The sequence below is a fragment of the Streptomyces sp. JLBG701 genome (assembly GCF_058544905.1).
This window is the reverse complement of record NZ_CM178588.1, coordinates 1139543-1165275: the sequence shown is the minus strand read 5'-3', so window position 1 is coordinate 1165275 and position 25733 is coordinate 1139543. Positions and strand designations below refer to the sequence as shown.

The following is a 25733-nucleotide window of genomic DNA, read 5'->3' as shown; positions in this document are numbered from 1 at the left end:
TCCGAGGCCTATGTGGCCGGCTCGGCGATCCGCTCCGCGAGGTTGCCGACCTCGCGGACGAAGGAGCGGTGCCCCAGCGACCGGTAGACGTCGTCACCCCGGACCTGCGAGATCGCCGCGGTCTCCAGCAGCGCCAGCAGGCCCAGGCCGATCACCGCCGCCTCGGCGTCGGAGACCTGACCGCGGGCCTTGCGGATCAGCCGCACCAGTTCTTCCAGCAGTTCGGTACGGCTCTCCTGGCGCAGTGCCTCCGCGTCCTGGCTCATGCCGGCCGACGACACGAAGAAGACGGTGGCGGCGGACCGGTGTTCGCCCAGCCAGGCCAGCAGCGAGGTGATCGCCGCGCCGATGTCCGAGTCGGGTTCGTGGGCCTGAGTGAGTGCCTGCAACTGCTCGCGCAGCGCGGCGGCGAACACCCGCATACCCTCCGCCAGGACCTGGTCCTTGGAGGAGAAGTGGTAGTACACCGCTGCCGAGGTCATCTCCGCACGCGCGGCGATGTCGGCCACCGTCACCTCGTCCGGCGGCTGGGTGGCGAACAGCTCCGTGGCTGCGTCGATCACCCACTGCTTGCGCGACGGACGATGAGCGGCGCGGGTTCCGGATGTCGTCATGGTGTCAAGTATGCCGGGAGCCCGGTGCTCCGGAGGTGCTTGTGTAGCAGGAATTATGCCGTCGGGCGGGAGTAGTAACTGGATACAATGGTCAGTACGCAGGGCCCACGGACGCGGGTTCACGGCAGTCGGCAGGGAGCATGATGGCCACCACGAAGAACGGCAAGCAGCCCGCCCACCGGCCCTCGCGGCGGCAGCACATCATCTCCGCCGCCGTGCGGGTGTTCGGCCGCAACGGATTCGCGGAGACCAGCATCCAGGACATCGCCGACGAGGCACAGGTGGTGCCCACCGCCGTCTACTACCACTTCGACGGCAAAGAGGAGTTGCTCGAACTCGCGATGCGACGGGTCTTCGACCAGCTGAACGCGGTCGTGGAGGCGGCACGTCCGGAGACCGAGCCGGGTGATGCGGAGGGCCTGGTCCGCGTCATCGACGCGGTGTGGGACTGGGTGGAGCAGAACCCGGACGAGGCCCGTCTGTACCAGGTCCAGGTAGCCTCCGCCAACGGCAGCGTCAAGGTGCTGCGGGACGAGTTCGAGCAGCGGCACATCCAGCGTGGCTACGACTATCTGCCCGAGGGCACCACTCGCAGCCCCCGGGCGGCGAAGGCCCGGCATGCGGGGCAGGCCCTCGCGGTCCGCACACTGATCAGCACGACCATGCTCGTCACGGCGCTGCGGGCGGAGGGCGGACCGCTGTCCCAGCTGCCCTCCCGGTCCGTGCTGGAAGCGGTCAGGGCGCTGGCGCTGCGCATCGTCGGCGCCGAGGAGAAGCCGGCCCCGTCCCGGACCTGACGCGGGTTCACCACGGCAGCGGCCTGCGGTCGGCGAACAGCCCGCCCGTCGTCTCGTCGCCTTCGGGAAGGGTCGCCAGCCAGACCGGCGTGTCCGCCCCCTCCGCCGGACCGCGCGGAGCGGACGGCCCGCCCATGCCGCTGCGGGTCCAGCCGGGGTCGGCGGCGTTGACCAGGACGCCCGTGCCGGACAGCTCGGCGGCGAGCATACGGGTCAGGGCGTTGAGCGCCGTCTTGGAGATCCGGTAGGCGGGGTGCCGACCGGAGTCCATCAGCGCCAGCGAACCGTAGGAGCTGGTGACGTTCACGACCCGCCCGTAGCCGGCTTCCACCATGCCTGGGACGATGGCCTCGGCCACCCGCCAGGCGCCGGTGAGGTTCGTGTCCAGGGTCGCCCGCAGGATGTCCTCATCGACATACGGGGGCCGCAGTTCCCGGTCCAGGGACACGCCCGCGTTGTTCACCAGCACGTCGATCCCACCGGTCAGCCCCGTCGCCTCCCGGACCGCTTGCGTGACGCTCTTCGCGGACGTCACGTCCAGGGCCAGCGGCAGCGCCGCCGGGCCGATGACGCGGCACGCCTCCTCGGCGGCCTCCCGTCCTCGCGCCCCGACCAGAACCCGCAGCCCCTGGTCGGCGAGCTGTCGGCACATCTCCAGGCCGATGCCGCGTGCCCCGCCGGTCACCAGCGCCGTTCTCCCGCCGTGCCGCATGCTTCGCCCGCCGCCTCTCACACCGTCAGAACCGAGCACGCGCTGATCCCGGGCGCCCCGTACACATGGGTGAAGCCCACCCGGGGGGCACCCGGCACCTGCACACCGGGCGCCCGGCCCTGCAACTGCCGTACGACTTCATGGAACTGCCGCAGCCCGGAGGCGCCGACGGGCTCTCCGCCGGCCAGGCAGCCGCCGTCGGTGTTGACCGGTATCCGGCCCGTCGGATCGGTCTCCCCGGCGGACAGCAGTTCCTCCTGCTCGCCGTGACCGCACAGCCCGGTCTCCGCCAGGTGGATCAGCTCCGAGCCGCTGTCGGTGTCCTGCAACTGGGCGACCTGCACGTCCGCGGGCCGCACCCCTGCCGCGCGGAAGGCCGCCTCCGCGGCGTCGACGCTGGGGCTGTGGTGGGGTCCCGGCGGCAGCCAGGGCGAGAACACCTCGAACGAACCGAACCGCCGCGTCCGGAAGGCCAACGACGCCAGCCTGACCGGTTGTTCGCACAGGTCGAAGGCGCGGTCGCCGCGCGCCAGCACCAGCGCGGCCGCGCCCTGACCGGGCGAACAGAACATGTACTGGGTGAGCGGGGGACTGACCTCGGCGGAGTCCAGGATCTCCGGTTCCGTCAGCGGCTTGCGCCGCCAGGCCAGGGGGTGGTGCGAGCCGTTGCGGAAGGCCCGCGCGGCGACCATCGCCAGCGCCCGCTCCGAGATCCCGTGCTCGTACAGGTATCGCTGGGTCTTGAGGGCGAAGAACTGTGTGGTGAGCATCATGCCGGTCTCGGCGTACCAGTCGCCCAGACCGTAGCGGGCCGCGGAGACGTGGAACGCGCCCCGCTCGTGCTTGTCGAACCCCACCGCCAGTCCGAGCGAGGCCTCGCCCGCGCGCAGCGCGTTGGCCACCGCGAGCACGGTGGAGGCGCCGGTCGCGCAGCCGTTCTGCACATTGACGAAGGGCACACCGGTCAGGCCCAGGCGGCCCACCAGCGTGTCGGGCTTGCCGGACACGTCGGAGCCGCCGGCCGCGTAGCCGATGTCCTCCCAGGCGACACCGGCGTCGGCCAGCGCCTCGCGTATCGCACGCTCGGCCATGTCCATGCCGGTGACGCTCTCGTCGCGGCCGAAGGGATGCATCCCGCACCCGACCACGTACACCTCGTCCGTCCGGCTCATCGCTCCCCGTTCGGGTCCGGACGGAACGCGAAGGTCACGACCTCGGTTCCGTCCTCGTCTTGGTACGCGGGCACCGTGGTGAGCCGGACCGGCAGACCGATCCGTATCTCCGCGCGGGGAACCGCCAGCAGCGCCTCGACCAGCACCTCACCGAGGTCCACGTAGCCCACGTGGTAGGGCCGGTGACCGCCGGACGGCGGGCGGTACGGCGGCTTCGGCGCAAAGGCCTGGAGCGTCCACGACCACACGCGCCCGCTCACGGGCAGCACATGCGCGGACATGGCGCCGTCCGAACACTTGGGGCACGAGTCCTGCCGGGGGAAGACCACGGTCGTGCACGCGGAGCAGCGCGCGCCCGCGAGACGCGGTGGATCCCCGTCGTCGAACAACACCTCGTCGATGACTCTGGTGGTCATGCCGTTCCGCCTTCCACGTCACCAGCCCAGCAGCCCGGCCAGCCGTTCCCGATGGTGTGCGGCGCCGCCCAGCAGGACGGCGTCGGACTGGGCGCGCCGGAAGTACAGGTGTGCGTCGTGCTCCCAGGTGAAGCCCATGCCGCCGTGCAGCTGCACGCACTCGGCGGCGACGGACACGAACGCCTCGCCGCACCACGCCTGTGCCACCGCCCCCGCCTCGGCCAGCGCCTCGGGCGAGGCGGCCGCCCGCACCGCGCGAACCACGGCCGACCGCGCGGCCTCGACCTGGAGCAGCATGTCGGCACAGGTGTGCTTGACCGCCTGGAAGCCGCCGATCGCCCTGCCGAACTGGGTACGGTCGCGCACATGGGCCACCGTCATGTCCAACGCGGCCTGCGCTCCGCCCAGTTGCTCGGCCGCCAGAGCCACCAGGGCCACGTCCAGGGCGCGGGAGACGACGTCCGCCCCCTCGCCTCCGGCGGTCAGTGCCCGGGCCCGGGCACCGGAGAAGGTGACCACCGCCTGACCCCGGCTGAGGTCAAGGGTCGGCACCCGGCGCACCGTGACCCCCGGCTCGCGCGGGTCGGCGAGGAAGAGGTCCACCCCGTCGGCACCGGCCGCGGCCACCACCAGCGTTTCGGCGTCGGCGCCGTCGAGGACGAACGGCGCGGTGCCGTCGAGCAGCGGCACGCTGCCCTGCCAGGAGACGGCCACCGGCACGGCGTCGGAACGCCACGCTCCGTCGGGGGCCGCCACCGCCAGGGCGTGCACCGTGCCCTCGGCCAGTTCGGCCAGTGCCCTGTCGGCGGTGCCGCAGCCGGCCAGCACCTGGCCGGCCAGGACGGTGGAGGACAGCAGCGGTACCGGCGCCAGCGTCCTGCCCAACTCCTCGCAGACCACGGCGATTTCGGCGAGCCCGCCCATGCCGCCGGCCGGCTCGGGCAGACCGAGGGCCGCGAGTCCGACCTGCCGGCCGAGGGTGTCCCACAACTCGGCGTCCACGCCGGGGGAGTGCTCGGACATCCGGCGTACCGCGGCGGTCCCGCCGGCGTCCGCGCACACCGACCGAACGGTCTCGCGCAGGTCGTCCAGTTCGGTCTCCGACAGGGCGGCGCCGTCCGTCACGGTGCTCGTCATCGTGTGCTCCCGCTCTCGTCGCACCGCTCCCGCAGGGCACTGTGCGCGGCCGCCATCCGGGCCACCGGCACGCGGTGCGCGGAACACGAGACATAGTCGAGGCCCAGGTCGTCGCAGAACGCGATCGACTCCGCGTCACCGCCGTGCTCTCCGCACACGCCCAGCTTGATGGCGGGCCGTACGCTCCGCGCCCGCTGCGCCGCCAGCTCGATCAGGGCGCCCACCCCGTGCCGGTCGAGCCGGGCGAACGGGCTGGCGGTCAGAAACCCGCGCTCCTGGTAGTTGGCGAGCACCTGGCGCTCGACGTCGTCCCGCGAGAATCCGTAGGTGAGCTGAGTGAGGTCGTTGGTGCCGAAGGAGAAGAACTCGGCGTGCTCGGCCAGTTCGCCGGCCAGCAGCGCGGCCCGCGGGGTCTCGATCATCGTGCCCAGCCGGTACGGGACCTCCACTCCGGTCCGGGCGGCGACCGCGTCGGCGGCACCGCGCACGTACGCGGCCGCGGCGGCCAGTTCCTCCGGCATGCTGACGAGCGGGATCATCACCTCCAGCTCCGGGCGGACTCCGGTGGCGGCGACATCGGCCCAGGCGGTGAAGAGCGCCTCGGCCTGCGCCGGGTAGAGCCGCTCGTGCAGCAGCGCCAGCCGCACTCCGCGAAGCCCGAGCATCGGGTTCGCCTCGCGCAGCGCGGCGGCCCGCTGCTCCTCGGCCGCGTCCAGGGCCTGCCCGGGGGCGGGCAGGAACTCGTGCAGCGGGGCATCCAACAGGCGCACGGTCACCGGGCGGTTTCCGACCGCCGCCAGCAGTGCCGTGAAGTCCTCGTGCTGGGCGTGCTCCAGCGCCAGCAGCGCCTCGTCGCGGGCCGTCGGGTCGGCGGCCAGGATCACCCGGCGGATCAGCGGCAGCCGCTCGCCGAGGAACTGGTGTTCCGTACGGCACAGCCCGACACCCTCCGCGCCCAGGGCGACGGCGGTGCTCACCTCCGCGGCCGTGTCGGCGTTGACCCGCACACCCAGCCGGCGCATGCCGTCCGCCCACTCCAGCAGGGTGGACAGTTCGGGCAGCGGTCCGGCGACACTGACGCTCAGCGTCCCCGCGTAGACGGCGCCGGTGCGGCCGTCCAAAGAGACGGGGTCGCCCTCGCGCAGCACCCGGTCCCCGATCCGCACCGTCCCGGCGGCCCGGTCCACGCGCAGCCCCTCGGCGCCGCACACCGCGGGCTTGCCGGCGCCCCGCGCCACCACGGCGGCGTGCGAGGCGATGCCGCCGCTGCCGGTCAGCACGGCGACGGAGGCCAGCATTCCGGGCACGTCCGCCGGGTTCGTCTCGGCAGCCACGAGCACGACCCGAGTGCCGTCCGCGGCCAGTTCGAGGACACGCTCGCTGGACAGCGCGACCGCTCCGGTCGCCGCCCCCGGGGATGCGGGCAGCCCCCTCACCAGGAGCTCCTCCCCGCCGGTCAGCCGGAGTTGGGGGTGCAGCAGTTCCTGCACCTGCGTGGGGGTGATGCGCCGTACGGCCTCTTCGCGGCCGAGCGCCCCGTCCCGGGCCAGGTCAGCGGCCAGACACACCGACGCCCGAAGCGGCGGGCGCAGTTGCGCCGAGGCGGCGAGCAGGGAGATCTCGTCGTCGCGTACCTCGAAGTCGACCGACACCGGCGCGTGCAGATGACGCTCCAGGGTGAGCAGGGAGTGCTCCAGCAGGGCGGTTCCCCCCGCGAGCCGCTCCAGCGGTTCACCGGTGTGGGGCGGCGGGGCGCTGCGGCGCACTCCACGGAAGAAGGAGCCCTGGGGAGAGAGGCGTCCGGTCTCGGGGTGGCGGCTGACCGCCGTGCCGTGGCCCGAGTGGTCCGCCGGGCCGATGCGCAGTGCCTGCACGTGCAGGGCGACGGCGAGATCGGCGGGGAGTCGCTGGGCCCGGCGGGACCTTCTCGCGCGCGGCGAGTCCCATCGGCCGAGAAGGGCGCGGGCGGCCAGCGCGAGCTGCTGCGCCGGGTCGTCGGGGAAGGGCCTGGAACCGTGCTGCGCCACCAGCGCCAGCAGTGCTTCGACCTGTTCCCGCGGCTCGGGCGTGTCGAGGAGGGCGTCGTCGAGCACCGCACCCGGGACGTCGAGGGCGTACTCGGCGATCATCCGCACGGTGGCGGCCCACACCTCGTGCAGTGCCTCCGCCCGACCGATGACGGCGCACAGGTCGCCCGCATTGCCGGGCGTCACGCCGAGACACGCCAGGTCGGGCGGCAGTCCGGCGATCTCGGTCGGAGCGCTGGCCGACAGGCGCAGCAGCAGCGGCCGGGTCGGGTCGCCGATCCGCCGTCCCGAGAGTTGTTCGACCAGTTCGACGGCGGATCTCGCGGTGTCGGGTTCGCACAGGGACGCGGAGGCGTCGGCGGGCACGGTGAGGCCCGGCACGACCGGCAGCCCGAGGGCCACCAGCCGGTCCATCGCCGCGCCGTGCGCGCCCAGTTCAGCGGCGTCGAGGCCCCGGATCCGACCCTGCCCGTAGGGCACCAGGCTCCGGCCGGGGGTCTCGGACGGTGTGCGGGGAGCCTCGGACTGTGCGAGCGGGCCCGCCTCGCGGTCGGTGACGCTCAACCTCGGCTCCTTGTGACCAGCTCTTCTTCGCGGGCCTCGTCCTGGGCCCGGCTGATGCCGAGAACCAGCAGCAGCTCTTGGTGCAACCGCATCCACACGGTGTGGTACGAGTCGCACAGCGGTGAGGCCAGCCTTTCGAGCGCGCCCCCGTCGAAGTGGTCGAGGGCTTCCTCCAGGGCCGTGAGGTAGCGTCCGCTGCCCGCCAGCACCCGCTCCAGCCTGCGCAGCACGGGCTGGATGGCCTCGTGCACGTCTTCCAGCGACTCGCGCACCTCGGCGTCGTAGCCGCTGTCGGAGTGGTCGTTGGCGGTTCCGTCGGGGCGGCGCTGCCAGGCCGTGCACACGTCGCGGATCTTCCGGTTGACCGGCAGGAAGGCCTCGTACGCCGCGGTGATCCGCTCCTCCTGCTCGGAGCCCGCGGCAACCCGCAGGATCCGCGAGGCGGTGGCCTTGGCCCGCTCGGTCGGCAGCACCACCGGTCCCTTCACCATCGCCAGCCCCGCGTCGACCAGGGGGCGGTGCTCGGACTCGGGCCGGCCGCGCCACATGCCACGCAGAACGAGGTCGACGACGGCTTCGGTGAGGCTCTCGTCGGGAGCGTCCGGAAGGTCCACGGCAGCAGATTGCATCGCCACACCTTTTCCCTGGTTCAGTGGTGACCGGTTCCTCGGTTCTGTGTTGCCCGGAGGTTACGCTCCGGGCGGGGTGTTAGTGAAGAGGGATTCAAGAAACACTTTCGGGTTCCCTGGCCCCGGTCCCGCTGTCGCCCGCCTTCGAGCGGCCCCGGGCGGCGAGGAACGACACCATGCGGTCCTGTGCCTCCCCGCCGTCCGCCAGCAAGGCGATCAGTCGCGCCTCTTCGGCGAGGTGACGGCGCAGTTCTTCCCCGGCACCGGCGCGCAGCAGACCCTTCGCGGCGCGCAGCGCGTCACCGGCGCCGGCGGCCAGACCTGCGGCGGTCCGGCGGGCCGCGTCGTCCAGTTGCCTGTCGTCCACGGACCGGGAGACCAGGCTCAACCGTTCGGCGTCGTCGCCGGTCAGGACCCGGTTGGTGAGGATCAGGTCCGCCGCCAGGCGGGGACCTGCCAGGCGCGGCAGGAACCATGAGGCCCCGCAGTCCGGGGTGAGCCCGATCGCCGTGTACGCCAGTCGGAAGCGCGCGGACCGCGCCGCCAGGACGATGTCGCCCACGAGGGCGAGGCCGATCCCGCCGCCCGCGGCCGCGCCGCGCACGGCCGTCACGAGGGGCACCGGCAGGTCGTGCAGAGCCTGTATCGCGGCGTGTGCAGCGGTCGCCACGGCGTGCACATAAGCGCCGGTCTCGGCGCCGCGACCGGCGAAGGCGCGCAGGTCACCGCCTACGCAGAAGCTGCCGCCCGCCGCCCGCAGCAGGACCGCGCCGCCCGGGTCCGCCGCCACCTCGGCGGTCGTGTCCCGCAGTGCCTCCGCGGTCCTGAGGTCCAGGGCGTTGCCCCGCCCGGGATCGTCCAGTCTCACCTCGACGACACCGTCGGGGTGGCGCACGATCCGGACCGGCTCGGCGCTCGCGGGGAGGCTCATGGCTTTCTCCTGTCGTCTTCCCGTCACCGGGTGCCTCCCGGCAAGATACTGAAGACGCTGTACAGTTTCTAGGACGCGACGGGCGCCGATGTCCGTACGCCTGTCGGCGGGAGGTCCCGTGCCCATCCAGTTCGATGTAGATCCGCCTGTTGCCCAACTCGCCGCGTCCACCGCCGAGTTCGTACGCGAGGTGGTGATCCCGGCCGAGCGCGAGTGCCGTGGGTCTGTGCACGACGCTCCAGAGGCCCTGCGGCAAGCCCTGCAGAAAGGTGCGCGTGAGGCGGGTGTGTTCGCTCCGCATGTGCCGACGTGGTGGGGCGGCCACGGGCTCGACCTGCGCGGACAGGCTGTGGTGTTCGAAGCCGCGGGCTACTCGCTGCTCGGACCGCTGGCGCTGAACTGCGCGGCCCCGGACGAGGGCAACATGCACCTGCTGGAGAAGGTGGCCACCGAAGAGCAGAAGCAGAAGTACCTGCGGCCGCTCGCCGCAGGCGAGACACGGTCCTGCTTCGCCATGACCGAACCGGCGCCCGGGGCGGGTGCCGATCCCCGCTCCTTGCGGACCACCGCGACCCGGGTCCCCGGTGGCTGGCGCATCGACGGCCGCAAGTGGTTCATCACCGGGGCCGACGGGGCCGGCTTCGCCATCGTCATGGCCCGCACCTCCGGCAGTCCCGGCGACCCGGGTGGCGCCACCATGTTCCTGGTCGACGCCGACACCCCCGGCATGCGCATCGTCCGGACCATCGAGACGCTGGACGAGTCGCTCTTCGCGGGGCACAGCGAGATCGTCTTCGAGGGGTGCGTGGTGGGGGAGGAGCAGGTGCTCGGCGCGGTGGACCGCGGTTTCGACGGCGCCCAGGTCCGGCTCGGTCCCGCCCGGCTGACCCACTGCATGCGCTGGCTGGGAGCCGCGCGCCGCGCCCAGGAGGTGGCACTGGAGCGGGCGGGCAGCCGGACCGCGTTCGGCTCGGTGCTGGGTGACCTCGGCATGGTCCAGCAGATGCTCGCCGACTCCGAGATCGACATCGAGGCGAGCCGCGCGCTGATCCTGCGTACCGCCTGGGAGTTGGACACCGGCTCCGCCGCCGCCGTGCAACTCACCTCCGTGTCGAAGACTTTCGTGGCGGAGGCGGTGAACCGGGTGGTGGACCGGGCGGTGCAGATCTGCGGAGCGCTCGGCATCTCGGCAGCCGACGCCCCGCTGGCCCGTCTGCTCAGGGAGGTGCGGCCGTTCCGGATCTACGACGGCCCTTCGGAGACGCACCGATTCGCCATTGCGCGCCGCGCGGTGCGGCCCTACCGACAGCCGCGAACCGGTGCCGCCGACGGCTCATGACGGCGTCGCCGTGGGAGGCGTTCCGGGCCCGTCTCGCCCGGGATCCACGGCTCAGGCGATGTCCCGCCGCGCAGCCCGGACGTATACCGCGTGGTTCTGTGCGCCGGACGGGCCGTCGACTGCTCGCGACTACGTCGACCGTGAAGCCGTGAGTCGGCGCGGTTCGGTGCCGGTCTGGTGCTGACTTTCAGGCTGCCCGGGAGGCAAATCCGCAGGTCCTAGTTGTGTCCGGACACCGTAGAAACCCGCACTTCAGGTGCACATGTGGTGGGGCAACATAGTTAGTGGGCTACGTGTGCGTGTGGCCCCCATGACTGGACGCTGAAGCCGCTTCCGGGGCGGCGGGCAGGTCGTCGAGAAAGTCGGCGGTGGGTACGTGGAACAGGGTGCCGGTCACCGCTGTGGAGAAGTCGAGCAGTCGGTCGTGGCTGCCCGGCGGGTCGCCGATGAACATGTTCTCCAGCATGCGCTCGATGACCGACGGGGTACTGGAGTAGCCGATGAAGTACGTGCCGAACTCGCCGCGCCCGGGTGCGCCGAAGGGCATGTTGTCGCGCAGGATCTGACGTTCGGTGCCGTCGGGGTCGGTGATCGTGGTGAGCGCGACGTGCGAGTCGGCGGGCTTGAGGTCGTCGGGCAGTTCGATGTCGGAGAGTTTGCGTCGGCCGACCGCCCGCTCCTGTGCCTCGACCGGCAGGGCGTTCCACGCCGGCAGGTCGTGCAGGTACTTCTGCACGATCACGTAGCTGCCGCCGGTGAAGTCCGGGTCCTGCTCCGGATCGGCGGCACCGATCACGACGGCGGTGTTCGCGGCGGGTCCGGTGGGGTTCTCGGTGCCGTCGACGAAGCCGAGGAGATCGCGTTCGTCGAAGTACTTGAAACCGGACACCTCGTCCTGGACGGTGACCGCGCCGCGCAGCCGGTCCATCAGCTGCGTGGCCAGCTCGAAGCACAGGTCCGCTCGCCGGGCCCTGATGTGGAACAGCAGGTCCCCCGGCGTGGCGGGCGCGGTGTGCCGGGCGCCGGCCACCTCCCGGAAGGGATGCAGCTCGGCCGGCCGGGGCCCGGCGAACAGCCGCTCCCAGGCGCCGGAGCCGATGCCCGTGACGCAGGTCAGCTCACCTTCCGGGATCCGGAAACCGACGGACCGCACCAGACCGGCGACGTCGGACAGCAGCTCCCGTACGGCCGGTTCCCCACCGGGATCGACGGTCACGACCAGGAAGACGGCGGAACCGGTGAGTGGGCTCAGTACAGCCTGCGGCTCGGGCACGGACACTCCTCATTCCTCGGCGGAACTCTTCGGTGAGATTCTCCGTCAGGCGGAGGTCTCGGCGGTGGCGGTCAGCACCGCGCGGCCGAGAATGTGGCGGGCCATGGTGAAGCCGAGGAAGGCCGGGGTGCTGTCGGCCGGGATGCCGATGGTCTCGACATCGAGGGCGTGCACCACGAAGACGTAGCGGTGCGGGCCGTGCCCGGCCGGCGGGGCCGCGCCGATGAAGCGTCCGATGCGGGCGTCGTTGGGCACCTGGAAGGCACCCTCGGGCAGGCCCGAGCCGGTGTCGTCGCCGACGCCCTCGGGCAGCTCGGTGACGGTGACGGGGAGGTCGGCCACGGCCCAGTGCCAGAAGCCGGAGCCGGTCGGGGCGTCCGGGTCGTACATCGTCACGGCGTAGCTCTTGGTGCCCTCGGGGGCGCCGCTCCACGACAGCTGGGGGGAGACGTCCTTGCCGCCCGGCACACCGAAGAGGCCGGAGTACTGCTCGGTGGGGAGAGGAGCGCCGTCGGTCAGCGTGGTGCTGGTGACGGTGAAGGTCGCCGCCTCGGGGAGACGGGCGAAGGGGTCGTTGGCGCTCACGGTGTTGTTCCTTTCGTGGGACGTGCGGGGATGCGGGGCAGGCTCGTTCATTCCGGCAGGGTGATGTCCGCGCCGGACTCCTTCTGCTCGGCGACAGTCGCGTCGGCGGGCCGGTCGACGTACTGGACGCGCTCCTTCGGGCTGGGGTCGAAGGTGAGGCGGAAGACGTCGGGGCGGGAGTAGTGCCCGGCCGGGTCGTAGGCGTTCTTGGCGATGGCGAGGAGGGCGAAGTCGAGGTCGGCGTAGAGGATGCCCTCCTCGGTCTCGGGCAGGGGCTTGGCGAGTTCGCTGCCTTCGGGGCCGTAGATGCGGGTGAATCCGCCGCCTTGGAGCAGGAGTTCCTTCTTCTCCTCGGTGTCGCAGAACAGGTCCTGTGCGGCCTGGCCGACCGTGGCGCAGGGTGCGAGGACGAAGGTCTGGCCCTCGACGGCGTACACCAGGCTGACGGCGGTGTTCACTTCGGGCCCGAGGGCCGTCGCCTTGCCTCGGTAGACGGAGAAGCTGGGCCAGGAGGCGACGTGGATCTGCTCGCCCTTGCTGAACATCGTGTACTTGGTCAACGGCTGCATGTTCTCGGCACAGTTGAGCGCGCCCAGCCGGCCGAGTCTGGTCTCGTGGACCTGGATGTCGCTGCCGTCGCCCTCGCCGAAGACGGTTCGTTCGGCGTGGGTCGGCTTGAGTTTGCGGCGTACGGCGAGGATGCGGCCGGTGTCGTCGATGGTCGCCTGGGCCATGTAGAGGCTGCCGGTGATGGTGCGTTCGGCGAAGCCGAGGACGACGAAGATGCCGTGCTCGGCGGCGGCCGCCGCGATACGGGCCAGGTGTTCTCCGTCGCGGGTCATGGAGTTCTCCGCGTACCGGGGGACGTACTGCATGCCCGACAGCGGGGAGTCCAGCCAGATCCACCACGGGTAGCCGGGCAGGAACACCTCGGGGAACGCCACCAGTTGTGCCCCGCCGGCGGCGGCCTGGGCGATGAGGTCCACGGCGTGGGCCACTCCGGCGTCGAGATCCAGCCACTTGGGTTCGGCCTGCACGGCCGCTACGCGCACTACGGAAGACATGTCTCGTACTCCATTCGATCGGGTGTGCAATTCGCCGCTCGGCAGCTTCAACAGCTTCAGTAGCTGAAGCGCGTGACGGCTTCCTCGTCCCAGGTGATGCCGAGCCCGGGTCCTAGGGCGGTGATCGTGCCGTCGACCGGCCGCAGGGGCTCGGCCAGCAGGGGTCCGGCGAAGTCGAGGTGCTCCAGCCAGTGGGCTGTCGGGGTCACGACCAGGGCGTGCGCGCTCGCCTCCATGAAGAGGTGGCTGGACAGCGGGAGCGAGGCCGCGTCCGCCTGGCCCATGGCATGGATCCAGCCGGTCACCCCGCCGATCTTCATGATGTCCAGCATGCAGAGATCACTGGCCCGGGCGGCGACCGCGTTCGCCATGCCGCGCGGGAACCACCAGTTCTCACCCGTCTGCACGGGCACCGGCGAGGCGCGCCGGACAGCGGCGTGGCCGTGCAGGTCGTCGGCGGGCACCGGCTCCTCCACCCACGTGAGGTCGTACGCGGCGAGGCGGTTGATCCGCTTCAGGGCCTCGGTGGGAGTGAGCGACTGGTTGTAGTCGACCATCAGCGCCACGTCGGGGCCGATGATCGCCCGGACCTCCCGTACGACCGCCACGTCGTCCTCCGCGGTCCGGCCGGCGAGCTTGATCTTGATGCCGCGGAATCCTCGGGCCACCGACTTCTCCAGGACCGGACCGTCCACGGCCGGATCGACGACGCCGTAACTGTCGTACGCCCGAAGGGGTTTGGGCTCGCCGCCGAGCAGCGTCACGACAGGGAGCCCCGCCGCCTGGCCGAGGGCGTCCCACAGGGCCATGTCGAGGCCGCCGACCGCCATCCCCACCAGGCCCTGCCACCCCAGGAGTTTGAAGCGCCGGTCGAAGTCGCGCATGCGCTCCGCCGGAGCGACCGACTTCCCGGTGAGTTCCGGCCCGATGTCCGTGACGAGGCGAACCAGGGCGCCCAGCGTCCGGTCCGTGTAACCGAAGAGGTACGACCGGCCGCTGATCCCCTCGTGGGTGTCGACGTCGATCAGGACGAGCGGCGCCGTGGGCACGTCGCCGACCGCCGTCCGTACCGGCCGGGCGAGGGGGACGTCGACGGCGCGCGCCCGGACCGACCGCACCGTGAGCTGTTCGCTCCCCATCGGACGGCTCACTCCGCGTACGAGGGGTCGGTGCGGTCGAGCAGGCGGCGCAGGGCGGCCCAGTCGCGGCCGTGGATGAAGGCCTCGTTGGACGTGTCGAACTGCCGGGCGGTGTGCTCGGCGATCTCCTCGTCGCACTCGATGACCGCGCCGCCGGCCTGGGCGGCGACCTGGATCTGGCAGGCCAGTTCGAGGTAGTAGAGGTCCTCGAACGCCGAGCGGACGTCCTCGCCGGTGGTGAGCAGGCCGTGGTTGCGCAGGATCAGGGCCCGCTTGTCGCCGAGGTCGCCGAGCAGCTTGTCCTGCATCGCCTCGTCCAGCACGATGCCGCCGAAGTCGTGGTAGGCCAGCCGGCCGTGGAACCGCATGGCGTGCTGGCTGATGTCGAGCAGGCCGCGGGGCTGGGCCGCCACCGCGGAACCGGCCTTGCTGTGGGTGTGCAGCACACACGCCACCTCGGGGCGGGCCTGGTGGATGGCGGAGTGGATGATGAAGCCGGCCGGATTGGCGCCGGACTCGGGGCCGTCCAGGACGTTGCCCGCGAGGTCCACCGTGACCAGGTTCGACGCGCGGACCTCCTCGTAGAGCAGACCGAACGCGTTGATCAGGAACCGGTCATGGGTGCCGGGCACCCGGGCGGAGATGTGGTTGTAGATCATGTCGGTCCAGCCGTACCGGGCGATCAGCCGGTGGCAGGCGGCCAGATCGACTCGTACCGCCCATTCCTCCGGGCTCACCCGCTCCCGGACCGTGGGGTCGGGGAGGGCGATGTGGTCCCAGGTGGGAGTGGCCGGGCGAGGAGTTGTGATCATGGGCGATCCTTCCCGAGCGATGGGGGAGACGCTACGGCGATCCGGTAGCCCGGCAGAGGTGGGAATCCTCCACTCCTGTCACCTGCCGGGCGTATGATTCACACACCCTGCCGTGGCTGGACCCAAGGACATCGCATGGACAGCACCGAAGACGAGCTGCTCGAACGGCAGCGCCGTCGGGAGCGCGAACTGTCCAGCCTGTACGCCACGGCACGCTCCTTGACCGTCCTGCGCGGCCTGGACGAAGTGCTGGCCAGCATCGTCGAGCACGCCCACGACCTGATCGGTACCGACCTCGCCTATCTGGCGGTACTGGAGGAGAACGGAACGTATCTGCGGGTGCGCTCCACGGCCGGCACGCTGACGCCCGGATTCGGTGAGCGGGTGCACGCGCCGGCCCACGTCGGCATCGCCGGGCGCGTGGCCACCACGCGGGCCCCCTACTGGGAGAGCGACTACCTGGCCTCGACCGAGATCGTCCACGATCCGCGTGTCGACAGCGCCATCGAGGCGGAGGGCATCGTGTCGATGCTCGGGGTGCCGCTGGTCGCGGGCGGCCGGTTCCTCGGCACGCTGATCGCGGCGAACCGGCAGGAGCGGCCGTTCGTCCGGGACGACGTGGCCCTGCTGACCGCCTTCGGGGACCATGCCGCGGTGGCGCTGGAGAACGCCCGGCTGTACGACGAGAGCCGGCGCGCGCTGCAAGCCCTGGAAACGGCGTACGCGACGATCGAGGAGGCCGAAGCCGTCCACGAGGCGCTCACCCGCCTGGTGCTGGCCGGCGGTGACGTGGGCGCGGTCGCGGACCTCGTAGTGGACACCCTGGGCGGCGCAGTCCTCGTCCTGGATCACGCCCAGCGCGTGCTGGTCGCGCGCGGGCAGCCCGCCGACGAGGACGAGACGCAGGTGCGCGAGCGGGCCGTCCTCACCGCAGCCCCGCGCATGGCCGCGGTCATCGTCCAGGGCATCGAGGAGAGTCGCAGGTCCGGCCGCTGCGTCACCGTCGAACGCGGCGACACCCTGCGCCACACCGTGGCCGCGGTCGTCGTCGGTGCGACCCACATGGGTGCCCTGGTCCTGTCACGCCACAGCGACCCGAACCCGGTCGAGGCGCGCACCCTGGAGCGCGCCGCGCAGACCACGGCCCTGCTGACCCTGACCCAGGACGCGGTCGTACGGGCCGAGGAACGCGTACGGGGTGAACTCCTCACCCAACTCCTCACCGCCCCACGCCCGTTCTCCACCGAGCTCGCCTTGCGTGCCCGCGCGCGACACATCGAGCCCGAGCGGCTCGACACCGTCCTGGTGGTGGACGCGGCGGAGGACCGGCTCGGCGACACCACCCGCCTGCTGCACGGTCTCGCGGAGGAGTACGACGGCCTCGCGGGTGAGCACCTCGGCGTGCCCGTCGCGCTGGTCCGTGCCCGGGACGCCGATCAGGTCGCGAACAGCGTTCACCAGCGCCTCAGGAGCGTGCTCGACGCCCCCGCTCTCGTCTGTGCCGCACCCGTGCGGCCCGGTGCGGAACCACTGGCCGCCAGTGTCACCGTGGCGAGCCGCTGCTGCCGGCTGCTGCGCGGGATCGGGGTGCGGGACGGCGGTGCCACCACGGAGCGGCTCGCGCTGTACACGATCTTGTTCGACCCGGACCGGGATCAGGATCTCGACGCGTTCCTGGGCCACTCCCTCGGCAGGCTCGTCGCGCACGACGCCGAACGCGGAACCGACCTCCTGGACACCCTCACCGCGTACTTCGCCAACTCCCGCAACCTCGCCGCCACCGCCCGCGCCCTGCACATCCACACCAACACGCTCCTCAAACGGATCGAGCGCGTCGGCGGCCTGCTCGGGTCCGACTGGCAGCAGCCCGACAACGCCCTGAGGCTTCAGCTCGCGGTCCATCTGCACGAATTGGCCCGGCAGATCGAACAGCCCTGAGGAGTTCTCGGGGAACGCGGCAAGGTGCTTCATCCGTGGCAGCGCGGCATTCGGCGCATTCAATTTGCCACAGAGGCAACTCTGTGTGCTCGAAACGCCACTTGGCGTGAGGACTACGTAACTCCGCTTTATTCCGGATGACGTCGTTCGGTAATTCGTGCTGGCTGAAGTGGTCCTCACAAGCAGCGGCGAGGTGCCAAGACCTCGGCGCCCCGCATGGAGGATTTCATGCCTGAGCTGTATTTCCATGTGCGCTGGCCCGACGGAGAGACCCAGCGCTGCTATTCACCTTCCACGGTGATCGAGGACTACCTCACCACCGGTGGCGTGTACGAGCTCGGCGACTTCGTGGAGCGGAGCCGGACAGCGCTCGGTATCGCGAGCGACCGGGTGCGCGAGAAGTACGGGTTCGCCTGTACCGGGGCATCCGACCAGCTGGCGCAGATCGAGGAGACCGCGGCGACGTACGCCTCCCTCGACGGGGCGAAGGTCGCCGTCGAGGCACTGAGCAACGCCGACGGGAGCGTGCGGTGAGCGCGCGGCGGCTGGCCGGGGCCCACTACCCGGTGGCGGTCGTCGGCGGTGGTCAGGCCGGTCTGTCGGTCAGTCACTGTCTGCGCGAGCGCGGCATCGAGCACATCGTCGTCGAACGGAACCGGGTCGGCCACGAGTGGCGCGAGCGCCGCTGGGACTCGTTCTGCCTGGTGACCCCCAACTGGCAGTGCAAACTGCCCGGTTACCCCTACCAGGGGGACGACCCCGACGGCTTCATGGTCCGCGACGAGATCATCCGGTACCTGGAGGGGTACGTCGCCCACTTCCAGCCCCCGTTGGTGGAAGGCGTCGACGTCACCGGACTGCGCCGGGGCGCGGGCGGAGTCTTCGAACTGACCACCAGTGAAGGGGAGTTCACGGCCGACCAGGTGGTCGTGGCCACCGGCCCCTACCACACCCCCTCCGTACCGCGACTGGCCGAGCGGCTGCCCGAAGGCATCGAGCAGATCCACTCCTCCCGCTACCGCAACGCGGACCAACTCCCCGACGGCGCTGTCCTGGTGGTCGGGACCGGACAGTCCGGCTGCCAGATCGCCGAGGATCTCCACCTCGCCGGACGCCAGGTCCATCTGGCCGTCGGCAGCGCGCCCCGCGTGGCCCGCTTCTACCGCGGCCGGGACTGCGTGGCCTGGCTCGACGACATGGGCTACTACGGCAAGAGCATCGACGACTTCGACGACGCGGGTGCCGTCCGGATGCGGGTCAACCACTACGTGACCGGGCGGGACGGCGGCCGTGACATCGACCTGCGCGCCTTCGCCCGGGACGGGATGCGGCTGTACGGCCGACTGACCGGCATCGACGGCAGGCGGCTGGAGTTCGCCGACGACCTCAAGGTCAACCTCGACCGCGCGGACGCCGTCGCCGAGGGCATCAAGGACAGCATCGACGCGCACATCACCGCACAGGGCATCGCGGCCCCCGACGAGCCCCGGTACGTACCGGTGTGGGATCCCTCAGAGCAGGCGGCGCAGGCGGCGCAGACGGACTCCCTGGACCTGGCGGCCTCCGGCATCACCTCCGTCGTCTGGTCGACCGGCTTCACCCGCGACCACCGGTGGGTCGAGATACCCGCCTTCGACGGCCGCGGCTACCCCATGCACTGGCGGGGCGCCACCAGCACCCCCGGCCTGTACTTCCTGGGCCTGCCCTGGCAGCACTCATGGGGCTCCGGACGCTTCGAAGCGGTGGGCAGGGACGCCGAGTTCCTCGCGAACCACATCGACGCCTCCCGCCGCATGGCCGACGTCTGCGGCACGCTCACCGGCGCCCCCAGCGAACTCGCCTCCGCGCTCCCGATCGGCTGAGGAACGAGAAAATGGTCTACGACGCACACCGCCACATCGGCGTCCTGCCCGCCTACCCCTTCTACGGCGGCCCGCCCGTCCACCCCGACACCACGGCCCGTGCCACGGTCAAGCAGCTCGTCGCCGACCTGGACGCGGAAGGCACCGAACGCGCCCTGGTCATCCCGAACTACGGCGTCCCCGACCCGGCCATCGCCTTCTCCTTCAACGAGTTGGCGATCGAGGCGGCCCAGAGCGACGACCGGATCCGGGCCGGCCTGTGGGTCTCCCCGCGCCCCGAGGACGAGCACCGCACCACCCAGGCCCTCGCCCTCGCCGGCGAACGGGGCGTGAAGGCGCTCAAGCTCAGCTTCCTGCTGGGCGGACGCCCCACCGATCCGGCCTGCCGTCCGATGCTGGACCGGATCTTCCGTGAAGCCGAGCGCAACAACCTGGTGGTCCACGTCCACACCTCCCCGGGCGCCGCCTCCGACATCGACGAGGTCGGCCACCTCGTCGACTGGTACGCCGACCGAGTGCCGGTCCATCTCGTGCACTTCGGCGGCGGAATGAGCGGCCACATCAAGCTCGTCGGCTCGCGATTCTTCGACTGGATCGAATCCGGCAAGCGCGTCTACACCGACCTCTCCTGGGCCATCGGCTTCACTCCCCGCTGGCTGGCCCAGGAGATCGAGCGCCGCGGCATCGGCCACGACCGCGTGCTCTTCGCCAGCGACCAGCCGTGGGGCGACTTCACGGGCGAGTACGCCCGCCTCGCCGAAGCGACCGGTGGCGGCGAACTCGGCGATCTCGTCTTCCGGGACACCTTCGCCACGCTCTACGACTGACCTCCCCAACTCCAGCCTCAACCAGCCCCTCGCACAAGGAGACAGCCATGTCCGAAACCGTCGAACTCTCCGAGATCGAGCAGAAGTCCCTCAACGAGATCCCCCACCCCTCCCTCCCCGAGGGCACCAGCATCTACGGCTCCACCAAGGTCTTCCCCGACTACAAGGCCGAGGACGGCGAGACCTACTTCACCCTCGTCCACGGCATCGCCCACGAGTCGTCCGTGTCCTTCGTCGCCGTCCTCCAGGCCACCCGCGCCCTGCGCAAGGGCTTCGAGACCGCCATCTACTTCTACGGCCCCGGCTCCCTCAACTGCCTTGCCACACGCGGATTCCCGACCGTCGGCAACTCCGCCTTCCCCGGCGAGCACAACATCAACAACCAGCTCAAGACGTTCCTCGCCGAGGGCGGCAAGGTCTTCTGCTGCCGCTTCGGGCTGTCGCTGCACGGTGCCCGCGAGGAGGACCTCATCGAGGGCGTCATCCCGACCCACCCCCTGGACGTCCAGGACGCGCTGATCCACTACGCGCGCAAGGGCGCCATCATCAACTCCACCTACCAGCTGTAAGGGGGACACCGTGAGCGTTGGCACCGGTACGACCAGTACGGCGGTGGATGTGCGGATCATGACCCGCGCCGAACTCGCCCTGCACGGAGTCCAGTTGGCGGCTCCCGTGCGGCGGCCCGACGGTGCGGGGCCGAGCGACGACGGACACGTCCTGGTCGACGGTGCCAATGCCGCGCTGCCCACCAACCCCGACAGCCCCTACTCCGTACGCGACGGCAAGGTGTGGCTCGGCGAGGACGACACAGGGTTGAGCCTGACCGCCGTACACCGACCGAAGTTCTACGACCTGACGACCGCCGACGGCACCCGTTACGAGCAGCTCGCCCGCCTGCACGGCGCCGACGTCCTCGCCACCACCGTCGTCCAGACCTGCATCCGCTACGCCGAGTCCGACCGCTGCCGCTTCTGCACCATCGAGGAGTCGTTGCGCTCCGGCGCGACGGTGGCCGCCAAGACACCGGCGCAGCTCGCCGAGGTCGCCGAAGCCGCCGTACGACTCGACGGCGTCAAGCAGATGGTGATGACCACCGGCACGACGACCGGACCCGACCGGGGCGCCCGCAATCTCGTACGCTCCGTCCGCGCCGTTCTCGAAGCCGTGCCCGGACTGCCGATCCAGGTGCAGTGCGAACCGCCCGGAGACCTGGTGTGGATACGGGAGTTGTACGACGCGGGGGCCACCGCCATCGGCATCCACGTCGAGTCTCTCGACGACGAGGTGCGGCGGCGCTGGATGCCCGGCAAGTCGAGTGTCCCGATGGCCGAGTACGAGGCCGCGTGGGACGAGGCGGTACGTGTCTTCGGGCCCAACCGGGTCTCCACGTACCTGCTCGTCGGCCTCGGCGAGGATCCCGACGAACTCATCGCGGGGGCGGGGGAGTTGATCGCCCGGGGCGTGTACCCCTTCGTCGTCCCCTTCCGCCCGATGGGCGGCACGCTCGCGGCCCGTGACGGGGTCGCGGCCCCCAGTGCCCAACTCCTCACGTACGTCACCGAGGGCGTCGCGGCCAAGCTGCGCGCCGCCGGGATGAGCGGTGCCGACCAGAAGGCCGGCTGCGCGGCCTGCGGGGCGTGCAGCGTGCTGAAGACGGCGGGCGGGTGATCTCCGTGTACCTCGACGGCTCCACGGCACCGCCCATGGCGGACGGGCCGGTCGACATCCTCGCGCTGCTCGGCGACCGCAGCACGCTCGCCCGCCGGCCCGCGTTCCACATCGAACAGGCCGCCGACAAAGCCGAGTTGGCCGCCTATCACCGACTGCGCCGGGACGCCTTCGTCCACGAACAGGGCCTCTTCACCGGCCACGACCTCGACGAGCGAGACGCCGACGCCCGTACGCTCGTGCTGGTCGCCAGGGACGACGCGGGGACCGTCGTCGGCGGAGTACGACTCGGTCCTGTCACCGACGGCCCCGACATCGGCTGGTGGGCCGGTGGCCGGCTCGTCGTCGCACCCGGCGCCCGTGGCCCGCAGGGCATCGGGGCCGCACTCGTCCGGGCGGCCTGCGCGCGGGCGGAGGCCGAGGGCGTGCTGCGCTTCGACGCGACCGTCCAGGCCCGCAACGAAGTCCTCTTCAGGCGGCTCGGCTGGCACTCGGTGCGTGGAACGACGGTCGCGGACGCGCCGCATGTGCTCATGCGGTGGCCCATCGGGCGGATCGCGGCTCTCGTCGCGGCCACCAAGTCGCCCCTCGGGCCGCTCCTCGCGGCCCTTCCCACGGCCGTTCCCGGCACCCCGGGTGTGCTCGGCGGCGGCTTCGTGGGCGACGACGGGGCGCCGGTGCCCGGTACGGATGTGATCGCCGCCTGTGACGCGATCGTGCCGTCGATGGTCGAGCGGGATCCCGAGTGGGCGGGCTGGTGTGCGGTCCTCGTGAACGTCAACGACCTTGCCGCGATGGGCGCTTCACCGGTCGGGCTGCTCGACGCCGTGGGCGCGAAGGACGCCGCACACGCCGCGCGGATCCTCGCCGGACTGGGGCGGGCGGCACGGGCGTACGGGGTGCCGGTCCTCGGTGGCCACACCCAACTGGGCGTACCCGCCGCCCTGTCGGTGACCGCCCTCGGCCGCACGGACCACCCGGTCCCGGGCGGCGGCGGGCGTCTGGGACATGCCGTACGGCTGACGGCGGACCTCGGCGGGAGCTGGCGCGCGGGCTACCGGGGCCGCCAGTGGGATTCGTCCACCCATCGTCGTACGGACGAACTGCGCGCCATGACCGGCGCGGTGGCCGCCGCGCGACCCGCCGCCGCCAAGGACGTCTCGATGGCGGGGATCGCCGGCACCCTCGGCATGCTCGCCGAGGCGAGCGGCTGCGGGGCCGTCCTCGACGTGGCCGCCGTGCCCCGGCCGAGGACCGCGACGGCGGGCGACTGGTTCACGTGTTTCCCCGGCTTCGCGATGCTCACCGCCGACGCGCCGGGCGCGCCGCCCCTGCCCGCCGGGCCCGCGACGGGCGCCGTGTGCGGAGAGCTGACCGAGGGACAAGGCGTCGGGCTGCGCTGGCCCGACGGAGAGATCACAGAAGCGGTCGCCGCCACGGTGACCGGGATGGGGACCGCATGAGCACCCTGCGTATGGCGGCTGTCGCCGCCGAGTTCGGCCGCGACCTCGAAGAGGACTTCGCCACCGCCGAGCGGCTGATCAAGGAGGCCAGGGAACAGGGCGTACAGCTCCTCGCCCTGCCGGAGGCCTGCCTGGGGGGCTACCTGCTCAGCCTCGACGACGACAGCGAACTGGACGAGGGCCCGCCCGCACTCGCCCTCGACGGCCCCGAGATCCGCCGACTCGCCGCCCTGGCAGGCGAGTTGACGGTCGTCGCCGGATACTGCGAGGCCGCCGGAGAGGCGCGCTACAACAGCGTCGTCTGCGTCAACGGTGATGGCGTTCTCGGCAACCACCGCAAGGTCCACCAGCCACTCAGCGAGGACGCCAGCTACGCCTCCGGCGACCGCTTCCACGCCTTCGACACCCCGGTCGGCCGGATCGGCATGATGATCTGCTACGACAAGGCGTTCCCGGAGTCGGCCCGCGCACTGGCCCTCGACGGCGCCGAGATCGGCGTGGTCGTCTCGGCCTGGCCGGGCGCACGGACGAACGCCGTGACCGATCTCGTCAACGACCGCTGGAAGCGCCGCTTCGACCTGTTCGACCGGGCCCGCGCCCTGGAGAACCAGATCGTGTGGCTCTCCGCGAACCAGGCGGGTACCTTCGGGTCGCTACGCTTCGTCGGCAGCGCCAAGGTCGTCGACCCCGGCGGCGAGATCCTCGCCGACACCGGTGTCGAAGCCGGCCTGGCGATCGCCGAACTCGACGTCGCCCAGGCCCTGGAGACCGCCCGCCGCTCGATGGGACACCTGCGCGACCGGCGCCCGGAAACCTACACGCACGCAGGAGCAGTCACCGCATGAGCAGCATCCGGATCGCGGCCGCCGCCGCCCACTTCGGCCGCGACCTGGAGTTCGACCTGGCCCGCATCGCCAAACTCGTCGACGACGCACGGGCGTCCGGCGCCGGACTGCTCGTCCTGCCCGACGCCGCGCTCGGCGGCTACCTCGCCGACCTGCGCCACCCCGACCCCGAGGCGCTGCCCCCGGCCCTCAAGCCGGACGACCCGCTGATCCTCCAAGTCGCCCGCCTGGCCGCCGAGATGGTGGTGTGCGTCGGCTACTGCGAGGACGGCGGCGACGAACGCTACAACGCGGCGGTGTGCGTCAGCGGCGACGGCGTTCTGGGCCGCCACCGCAAGGTCCACCTCCCGGCCGGGGAGACGGCCGCGTACGTGCCGGGCGACCGCTTCGACGCCTTCGACACGCCGGTCGGCCGGATCGGGATGCTCATCGACTACGACAAGACGTTCCCGGAGTCGGCGCGTTCACTGGCCCTGGACGGCGCCGAGATCCTCGCCTGTCTGTCCGCCTGGCCCACCAGCATCACCAACCGCGCCCCCCGCATGGCCCAGGACCGCCAGGCCAAGCTCTTCGACCTCTACGACCAGGCCCGCGCCGCCGAGAACCAGGTCGTCCTCGCCTCCTCCAACCAGACCGGCGCGATGGGCGGCATGCGCTTCCTGGGCCAGTCCAAGGTCGTCGGCCCCGGCGGCGACATCCTCGCCCGCACCTGGGCCAAGGCGGGCTTGGCGGTCGCGGAGATAGACGTCGCCGCCGAGATCGACCGCGCCCGCCGCATCCTCCGCCACCTGGACGAGCGCCGCCCCGCCGCCTACCGGGAGACCGAGTCGTGAAGATCGCCCTGCTCAGCTACTCCACCAAGCCCCGCGGCGGCGTCGTCCACACCCTCGCCCTCGCCGAGGCCCTCGCCGCCGCCGGGCAGGACGTGACGGTGTGGACGCTGGGCCGCGGCGGCGACTTGGGCTTCTTCCGGGAGGTCGACCCGGCGGTGAACACGCGGATCGTGCCGTTCCCCGACGGACCGCAGGGCGAGAGCGTCGGCGAGCGCATCCTCCGCTCGATCGCCACCCTCCGCGACGCCTTCGACCCCGCCCCGTACGACATCGTCCACGCCCAGGACTGCATCAGCGCCAACGCGGCGGGCCCCTGCGTCCGCACCGTCCACCACCTCGACCAGTTCACCACCCCCGAGCTGGCCGCCTGCCACGAACGGGCCCTCGTCGAGCCCTACGCGCACCTGTGCGTCTCACGGTCGGTCGCCGCCGAACTCGCCGTCGGCTGGGGCATCAAGGCCGAGGTGATCCCCAACGGCGTGGCCTACGAGCGCTTCGCGACCACCGACCCGGCCTCGCGGGCGAGTTGGCGCTCCCGTCTGGGCCGCTACGTCCTCACCGTCGGCGGCATCGAACCGCGCAAGGGATCACTGGACCTGCTGGAGGCGTACGCCCTGCTGCGCACCGCCCACCCCGACGTGCGGCTGGTCATCGCGGGAGGCGAGACCCTCTTCGACTACCGCGACTACCGCGCCCGCTGGGAGACCCGGGCGGCCGAACTCGGCGTCGAACCGCTCGTCCTGGGCCAGGTCGCCGAGGAGGAGCTGCCGTCGCTGGTCGCCGCTGCCGACGCCTTCGCGTTCCCGTCGGTCAAGGAGGGCTTCGGGCTCGCCGCGATGGAGGCGCTGGCCGCGGGTGTCCCGCTGATCGTCCGTGATCTGCCGGTGCTGCGGGAGGTGTTCGGTGGCGCCGCCCGCTTCGGCGCCACCCCGGAAGACCTGGCCGACGAACTCGGCCGAGCCCTCACGCAGCAGGACCCGGCCCGGCAGGCCGCCGGCCGCGAACTGGCGGCCCACCACACCTGGGACACCGCCGCGCAACGCCACCTGGACTTCTACCGCTCCCTGAACTGAGCGCTCCCGC

The 25733-nt window shown here is 71.7% G+C and carries 25 protein-coding genes; 12 read left to right on the top strand and 13 right to left on the bottom strand.

What is annotated here, in order from left to right; translation table 11 throughout:
- Positions 1-8: 8 nt before the first annotated feature.
- Positions 9-614 (bottom strand): TetR/AcrR family transcriptional regulator, encoded by a 606-nt coding sequence (locus AC5DRG_RS05385; protein ID WP_491808433.1) that lies wholly within the window; start codon positions 612-614, stop codon positions 9-11.
- Between the two features lie 143 nt (positions 615-757).
- Here AC5DRG_RS05385 and AC5DRG_RS05380 point away from each other — a divergent pair, with 143 nt between their 5' ends.
- Entirely contained in the window at positions 758-1411 is a 654-nt protein-coding gene (locus AC5DRG_RS05380) for a TetR/AcrR family transcriptional regulator (protein ID WP_491808432.1), read from the top strand.
- Positions 1412-1418: 7 nt separating this feature from the next.
- On the opposite strand, the gene AC5DRG_RS05375 is transcribed toward AC5DRG_RS05380, so the two are convergent.
- From AC5DRG_RS05375 to AC5DRG_RS05345, 7 genes are all read right to left on the bottom strand, one after another.
- Positions 1419-2096, bottom strand: a complete 678-nt coding sequence (locus AC5DRG_RS05375; RefSeq protein ID WP_491808431.1) for an SDR family NAD(P)-dependent oxidoreductase — start codon at positions 2094-2096, stop codon at positions 1419-1421.
- Positions 2097-2140: 44 nt separating this feature from the next.
- On the bottom strand, positions 2141-3295 hold the full coding sequence (locus tag AC5DRG_RS05370) for a thiolase family protein (protein ID WP_491808430.1): 1155 nt from the start codon (positions 3293-3295) through the stop codon (positions 2141-2143).
- Complete coding sequence (locus AC5DRG_RS05365; RefSeq protein ID WP_491808429.1) at positions 3292-3711, bottom strand: Zn-ribbon domain-containing OB-fold protein; 420 nt, start codon at positions 3709-3711, stop codon at positions 3292-3294. Before AC5DRG_RS05365 ends, AC5DRG_RS05370 begins: the two co-directional genes overlap by 4 nt.
- A gap of 18 nt (positions 3712-3729) precedes the next feature.
- The gene (locus AC5DRG_RS05360) at positions 3730-4848 is read right to left on the bottom strand and encodes an acyl-CoA dehydrogenase family protein (RefSeq protein WP_491808428.1); all 1119 of its coding nucleotides are present in this window, start codon (positions 4846-4848) and stop codon (positions 3730-3732) included.
- A complete protein-coding gene (locus AC5DRG_RS05355; RefSeq protein WP_491808426.1) occupies positions 4845-7439 on the bottom strand; it encodes a putative PEP-binding protein in 2595 nt (864 codons plus the stop codon). The genes AC5DRG_RS05360 and AC5DRG_RS05355 overlap by 4 nt, the downstream gene beginning before the upstream one ends.
- On the bottom strand, positions 7436-8068 hold the full coding sequence (locus AC5DRG_RS05350) for a hypothetical protein (RefSeq protein ID WP_491808425.1): 633 nt from the start codon (positions 8066-8068) through the stop codon (positions 7436-7438). The genes AC5DRG_RS05355 and AC5DRG_RS05350 overlap by 4 nt, the downstream gene beginning before the upstream one ends.
- Before the next feature lie 94 nt (positions 8069-8162).
- Positions 8163-8999 (bottom strand): enoyl-CoA hydratase/isomerase family protein, encoded by an 837-nt coding sequence (locus tag AC5DRG_RS05345; RefSeq protein ID WP_491808424.1) that lies wholly within the window; start codon positions 8997-8999, stop codon positions 8163-8165.
- Between the two features lie 118 nt (positions 9000-9117).
- On the opposite strand from AC5DRG_RS05345, the gene AC5DRG_RS05340 reads away from it, so the two are divergent.
- On the top strand, positions 9118-10338 hold the full coding sequence (locus AC5DRG_RS05340) for an acyl-CoA dehydrogenase family protein (RefSeq protein WP_491808422.1): 1221 nt from the start codon (positions 9118-9120) through the stop codon (positions 10336-10338).
- 289 nt (positions 10339-10627) lie between these two features.
- Here AC5DRG_RS05340 and AC5DRG_RS05335 read toward each other — a convergent pair whose 3' ends face one another.
- The 5 genes from AC5DRG_RS05335 to AC5DRG_RS05315 are packed head-to-tail and all read right to left on the bottom strand — an operon-like array spanning position 10628 to position 15211.
- Positions 10628-11611 carry a Dyp-type peroxidase gene (locus AC5DRG_RS05335; protein ID WP_491808421.1) on the bottom strand — a complete coding sequence of 328 codons (984 nt, stop codon included), beginning with the start codon at positions 11609-11611 and terminating at the stop codon, positions 10628-10630.
- Positions 11612-11656: 45 nt separating this feature from the next.
- Positions 11657-12196 (bottom strand): YbhB/YbcL family Raf kinase inhibitor-like protein, encoded by a 540-nt coding sequence (locus tag AC5DRG_RS05330; protein ID WP_491808420.1) that lies wholly within the window; start codon positions 12194-12196, stop codon positions 11657-11659.
- A gap of 47 nt (positions 12197-12243) precedes the next feature.
- Positions 12244-13260, bottom strand: a complete 1017-nt coding sequence (locus AC5DRG_RS05325) for a carbon-nitrogen hydrolase family protein (protein WP_491808419.1) — start codon at positions 13258-13260, stop codon at positions 12244-12246.
- 56 nt (positions 13261-13316) lie between these two features.
- Positions 13317-14399, bottom strand: a complete 1083-nt coding sequence (locus AC5DRG_RS05320) for an enolase C-terminal domain-like protein (RefSeq protein ID WP_491808417.1) — start codon at positions 14397-14399, stop codon at positions 13317-13319.
- An 8-nt stretch (positions 14400-14407) separates the two neighbouring features.
- The gene (locus AC5DRG_RS05315; RefSeq protein ID WP_491808416.1) at positions 14408-15211 is read right to left on the bottom strand and encodes a class II aldolase/adducin family protein; all 804 of its coding nucleotides are present in this window, start codon (positions 15209-15211) and stop codon (positions 14408-14410) included.
- 135 nt (positions 15212-15346) lie between these two features.
- Between AC5DRG_RS05315 and AC5DRG_RS05310 the strand changes: the two genes are divergently transcribed.
- The 10 genes from AC5DRG_RS05310 (at position 15347) to AC5DRG_RS05265 (ending at position 25723) form a co-directional block, all read left to right on the top strand.
- Positions 15347-17149: a helix-turn-helix domain-containing protein gene (locus AC5DRG_RS05310; protein ID WP_491808415.1), complete on the top strand. Its 1803-nt coding sequence runs from the start codon at positions 15347-15349 to the stop codon at positions 17147-17149.
- Between the two features lie 228 nt (positions 17150-17377).
- On the top strand, positions 17378-17683 hold the full coding sequence (locus AC5DRG_RS05305; RefSeq protein ID WP_491808414.1) for an MSMEG_0570 family nitrogen starvation response protein: 306 nt from the start codon (positions 17378-17380) through the stop codon (positions 17681-17683).
- Positions 17680-19011 (top strand): MSMEG_0569 family flavin-dependent oxidoreductase, encoded by a 1332-nt coding sequence (locus AC5DRG_RS05300; protein WP_491808412.1) that lies wholly within the window; start codon positions 17680-17682, stop codon positions 19009-19011. Before AC5DRG_RS05305 ends, AC5DRG_RS05300 begins: the two co-directional genes overlap by 4 nt.
- Before the next feature lie 11 nt (positions 19012-19022).
- A complete protein-coding gene (locus AC5DRG_RS05295) occupies positions 19023-19838 on the top strand; it encodes an amidohydrolase family protein (RefSeq protein WP_491808411.1) in 816 nt (271 codons plus the stop codon).
- Positions 19839-19885: 47 nt separating this feature from the next.
- Positions 19886-20407: an MSMEG_0572/Sll0783 family nitrogen starvation response protein gene (locus AC5DRG_RS05290; protein WP_491808410.1), complete on the top strand. Its 522-nt coding sequence runs from the start codon at positions 19886-19888 to the stop codon at positions 20405-20407.
- Positions 20408-20417: 10 nt separating this feature from the next.
- A complete protein-coding gene (locus AC5DRG_RS05285) occupies positions 20418-21509 on the top strand; it encodes an MSMEG_0568 family radical SAM protein (RefSeq protein WP_491808409.1) in 1092 nt (363 codons plus the stop codon).
- Complete coding sequence (locus AC5DRG_RS05280; RefSeq protein ID WP_491808408.1) at positions 21479-22972, top strand: MSMEG_0567/sll0787 family protein; 1494 nt, start codon at positions 21479-21481, stop codon at positions 22970-22972. The genes AC5DRG_RS05285 and AC5DRG_RS05280 overlap by 31 nt, the downstream gene beginning before the upstream one ends.
- Positions 22969-23817: a carbon-nitrogen hydrolase family protein gene (locus AC5DRG_RS05275; RefSeq protein ID WP_491808407.1), complete on the top strand. Its 849-nt coding sequence runs from the start codon at positions 22969-22971 to the stop codon at positions 23815-23817. Before AC5DRG_RS05280 ends, AC5DRG_RS05275 begins: the two co-directional genes overlap by 4 nt.
- On the top strand, positions 23814-24650 hold the full coding sequence (locus AC5DRG_RS05270) for a carbon-nitrogen hydrolase family protein (protein WP_491808406.1): 837 nt from the start codon (positions 23814-23816) through the stop codon (positions 24648-24650). The genes AC5DRG_RS05275 and AC5DRG_RS05270 overlap by 4 nt, the downstream gene beginning before the upstream one ends.
- The gene (locus tag AC5DRG_RS05265; RefSeq protein ID WP_491808405.1) at positions 24647-25723 is read left to right on the top strand and encodes an MSMEG_0565 family glycosyltransferase; all 1077 of its coding nucleotides are present in this window, start codon (positions 24647-24649) and stop codon (positions 25721-25723) included. The genes AC5DRG_RS05270 and AC5DRG_RS05265 overlap by 4 nt, the downstream gene beginning before the upstream one ends.
- Positions 25724-25733: the final 10 nt, after the last annotated feature.